Source organism: Bradyrhizobium sp. SHOUNA76 (assembly GCF_023006445.1).
Taxonomy (GTDB): domain Bacteria; phylum Pseudomonadota; class Alphaproteobacteria; order Rhizobiales; family Xanthobacteraceae; genus Bradyrhizobium.
Genome location: NZ_JALBHA010000542.1, coordinates 1 through 4,062, shown reverse-complemented (window position 1 = coordinate 4,062; position 4,062 = coordinate 1). Strand labels below are relative to the sequence as shown.

Annotated in this window: 4 protein-coding genes; 3 read left to right on the top strand and 1 reads right to left on the bottom strand. The window is 63.2% G+C overall.

Going from position 1 to position 4,062, the window contains the following annotated elements:
- Positions 1-308: lysylphosphatidylglycerol synthase transmembrane domain-containing protein (locus MOV74_RS32855; RefSeq protein ID WP_246931149.1), on the bottom strand; the 308-nt coding region annotated here is incomplete at its 3' end.
- Positions 309-533: 225 nt separating this feature from the next.
- Between MOV74_RS32855 and MOV74_RS32850 the strand changes: the two genes are divergently transcribed.
- The 3 genes from MOV74_RS32850 to MOV74_RS32840 form a co-directional block, all read left to right on the top strand.
- Entirely contained in the window at positions 534-1,523 is a 990-nt protein-coding gene (locus tag MOV74_RS32850; protein ID WP_246931148.1) for an NAD-dependent epimerase, read from the top strand.
- 7 nt (positions 1,524-1,530) lie between these two features.
- Complete coding sequence (locus MOV74_RS32845) at positions 1,531-2,943, top strand: mannose-1-phosphate guanylyltransferase/mannose-6-phosphate isomerase (RefSeq protein WP_246931147.1); 1,413 nt, start codon at positions 1,531-1,533, stop codon at positions 2,941-2,943.
- 181 nt (positions 2,944-3,124) lie between these two features.
- A partial coding sequence (locus MOV74_RS32840) for a Gfo/Idh/MocA family protein (RefSeq protein ID WP_246931145.1) occupies positions 3,125-4,062 on the top strand: 938 nt, incomplete at its 3' end.

The window sequence follows — 4,062 nt, the reverse complement described above, 5'->3', positions numbered from 1 at the left end:
AGCCACAGCCGGACCGCATCGCCGCCGATCGCCGACGGCAGGGTCTGGTTGAAGAAAGAGCCGATCACGTTGTAGCGCATGGCGCGGCCGAGCTCGAGCGGTGCGCCGCAGACGGCGCTGATCTCGCGCCAGCGCAGCACGCCGACGAAGATCTGCAGGAACGTGATCGCGATCGCCACGCCGATCCAGAACAGGCTGGTCACGGTGAAGCGCGAAAACAGTTCGGATAGATCGACCTTGCGCAGCGCCAGATAGAGCAGCGCAGCGGAAATCAGGATTTTGGCCGTCGAAAGCAGGATTCGGCGCATCTCGTCCGCATGAACAGGGTTTGCGAAGATTTGAGGCAACCCGACGCGAGCGCCGAATTCGGCCGCTTTGGTATGGTTTTGGCGCCGATCTTGCAATAGCCATCGTTAAGGATGCTGACCCTCGTTAAGGACGCTGAGAGGAGTCCTCATGACGCGCGGCGTGCCTATTGCGAGCCGATCGAAGTGGCGGCTAAACAGGGCCGGCTTGGATCCCCAGGGAACAGGATGACAGATCAGGCGATTTTGGTTACCGGCGCGGCTGGTTTCATTGGTTTTCACGTCGCCCGGCAGCTCCTGGGCGAAGGCCGCACCGTCGTCGGGCTCGACAATCTCAACCCCTATTACGATCCGGCACTGAAGCGGGCGCGCCTGGCGCTGTTGCAGAACGGCTCCGGTTTCTCCTTCGTCGAGGCCGATCTTGTCGATCGCGAGACGATCGCGAGGCTGTTTGCGCAGCATCGTTTCACGGAGGTGGTGCATCTCGCGGCGCAGGCCGGCGTGCGCTACTCGATCGAGCAGCCGCACGCTTACGCCGATTCCAACCTCGTCGGCTTTCTCAACGTGCTCGAGGGCTGCCGCAATAACGGCTGTCGCCATCTCGTCTACGCCTCGTCATCCTCCGTTTACGGCGCCAACACAAAAATGCCATTTGCGGTTGCGGACCGCACCGATCATCCCGTCAGCTTCTACGCCGCGACCAAGAAGGCGAACGAGGTGATGGCGCAGTCCTACAGCCATCTCTATCGCCTGCCGGTCACGGGCTTGCGCTTCTTTACCATCTACGGGCCATGGGGACGGCCCGACATGGCCATGTTTCTGTTCGTAAACGCCATCATGGCGGGCAAGCCGATCCGGCTCTTCAACCATGGGCAGATGCGCCGCGACTTCACCTATATTGATGATGTGACGCGTGTCGTATCCAAGCTGATCGATCTTGTGCCCGCGGACGATCCTTCTGCCGCAAATGCGCCGTTTAAGCTCTACAATGTCGGCAATCACCATCCGGAGGAACTGATGCACGTCGTCGGTCTTCTGGAGCGGGAGCTGGGCCGGACGGCGATCAAAGAATTGCTGCCGATGCAGCCGGGAGATGTGCTGGAAACGTTCGCGGATGTCGAGGATTTGATGCGCGACACCGGCTTTGCACCGTCAACGCCGATCGAGCATGGGGTCCACAATTTTGTCACCTGGTATCGGGACTACTTCAAGGTTTGAGATGACGATGGACAAACGCATAATCCCCCTGATCATGTGCGGCGGTGCCGGCACGCGGCTGTGGCCGGCTTCGCGCGAGGTGCGGCCCAAGCAGTTCCTGCCGCTGTTCGGCACGCGCTCGACCTTCCAGGACACGCTGCTGCGCGTCTCGGATCCCCAGCTGTTCGACCGGCCGATCGTCATCACCAACGCGTCCTATCGTTTCATGGTGCTGGAGCAACTCGCCGAGATCGGCATCGAGGCCGACGTGATCCTCGAGCCGATGCGGCGTGATTCAGGACCTGCGATCGCCGCGGGCGCGGTGTTCGCGCAGAACCGCGCCAGTGAAGCCGTCGTGCTCGCGCTCGCCGCCGATCACGTGGTGCAGGACACTGCCGCTTTCGTCGCCGCCTGCCGCGAAGGTCTTGCGGCCGCGAGCACCGGGCGCATCGTCACCTTCGGCGTCAAGCCGGAGCGGCCGGCGACCGAATATGGCTACATCAATCCGGGCGAGGTGATCTCCGGCGAGGTGCATGCGGTCGCGCGCTTCGTCGAGAAGCCGGACGCGGTGAAGGCCTCCGACTACGTCAATTCGGGCTATCTCTGGAACAGCGGCAACTTCATGTTCCCGGCGAGTGTGCTGCTCGACGAATATCGCAAGGTCGATGCGGCAAGCGTCGAGGCGGTCACCAATGCGGTCAACAATGCCGGCCGCGATCTCGGCTTCGTCACGCTGGAGCCCGAGGCGTTCGGTTCGGCGAAGGCGATCTCGATCGACTATGCGGTGATGGAGAAAACTTCGCGCGCGGCGGTCGTGCCGGTGTCGTGCGGCTGGTCGGACGTCGGCTCCTGGCACGCGGTGTGGGAGCTCTCGGACAAGGACGCGCAAGGCAATGCGGCGCACGGCGCCGCCGTGTTCGAGGATTCCCGCAACTGCAACGTCACCACCGACCAGGCGCTGGTCGCGCTCGAAGGCGTCGACGATCTCGTCGTGGTCGCAACCGCGGATGCGGTTCTGGTCTCGCGCCAGAAGGACGCCAACGGCCTGAAGCGTCTCGTGACGAAGTTGAAGGCGGTCGCGCCCAAGGTCACCGAGGAGCACCTCAAGGTGCACCGGCCCTGGGGCAGCTATCAGTCCGTCGACAATGGCGAGCGCCACCAGGTCAAGCGCATCGTGGTGAAGCCGGGCGGGCGGCTGTCGCTGCAGAAGCACCATCATCGTGCCGAGCACTGGATCGTGGTTCGCGGCGCAGCCCGTGTCACCGTCAACGAGACCGTGAAGACCGTGCACGAGAACGAGTCGATCTACATTCCGATGGGCGCCGTCCACCGCATGGAGAACCCCGGTAAAATCATGCTGGAACTGATCGAGGTCCAGACCGGAAGCTATCTCGGGGAAGACGACATCATCCGGATTGAAGACGACTATCAAAGGTCGTAACCAGCAAACTCCGAATCACGCGACCCGGGCCGAAGAGGCGGTATTTTTCGGCTTAAGGCCCGGGGAACGTGTAACTTTTTGAATCAAATCGTGTCCGGGCCGCCAGGGCGGCATTCGCCACAAATGTGGCGTCCGTGCTAGAAGCGCGCCGGGGATTTGCGTTGAATCGGGGTTTGCTCAAATGAGTTCCAAAGGGTCTGCACCGGCAAAGGCCGGCTTGCGCGTCGGCGTCATTGGCGCCGGCGTGATGGGCAGCAACCATGCGCGGGTGCTTAGCGGTCTTCCCGGCGTCAGCCTCGTCGGCGTCGTCGATCCTTCGCCTGCGCATCGCACGCGCGCGACCGAACTTGCCAATTGCGCGAGCTTCGAGACGCTCGACCAGCTCTTCGCCGAAGGCGTCGATGCCGTCACCATCGCAGCTCCGACCCATCTGCACCACGAGGTCGCGCTCGCCTGCATCGCCAAGAACATTCATGTTCTGGTCGAGAAGCCGATTGCGTCCACGGTCGAAGAGGGCCGCGAGATCGTTGCCGCCGCGCAAAAGGCCGGCGTGACGCTGATGGTCGGCCATGTCGAGCGCTTCAATCCGGCGGTCGCCGCCGTCAAGCAGGCGATCGCGGGCGAGGACATTCTCTCCATCGCAATCACGCGCGTCGGCCCGTTCCCACCGCGCATGTCCAATGTCGGCGTCGTCATCGACCTCGCCGTGCACGACATCGATCTGATCCGCTGGTTCACCGAATCCGACATCGTCGAGGTGCAGCCGCAGCTGTCGAGCGCGGTTGCCGAGCGCGAGGACATCGCGCTGTTGCAGTTCCGCACCGAGAGCGGCGTGCTCGCGCACATCAACACCAACTGGCTGACGCCGTTCAAGGCGCGCAGCGTCACGGTCGCGACCCGCGGCAAATACGTGATGGGCGACCTGCTCACGCGCCAGGTCACCGAGTGCTTCGGCTTCAAACCGGACGGCAGCTACTCGATGCGGCATCTGCCGGTCGGTCATGACGAGCCGCTTCGTGCCGAGCTGATCGCGTTCCTCAAGGCCGTGCGCAACGGCGAAACGCCGGCGGTCACCGGCGACGAAGGCGTCGCCAGCCTCGAGATCGCCACGCAGTGCCT

What these genes read in the sequence shown, in the direction of transcription:
- MOV74_RS32850 (WP_246931148.1), top strand. Translation starts at nt 534, where the DNA reads ATGACAGATCAGGCGATTTTGGTTACCGGCGCGGCTGGTTTCATTGGT.
- MOV74_RS32845 (WP_246931147.1), top strand. Translation starts at nt 1,531, where the DNA reads ATGGACAAACGCATAATCCCCCTGATCATGTGCGGCGGTGCCGGCACG.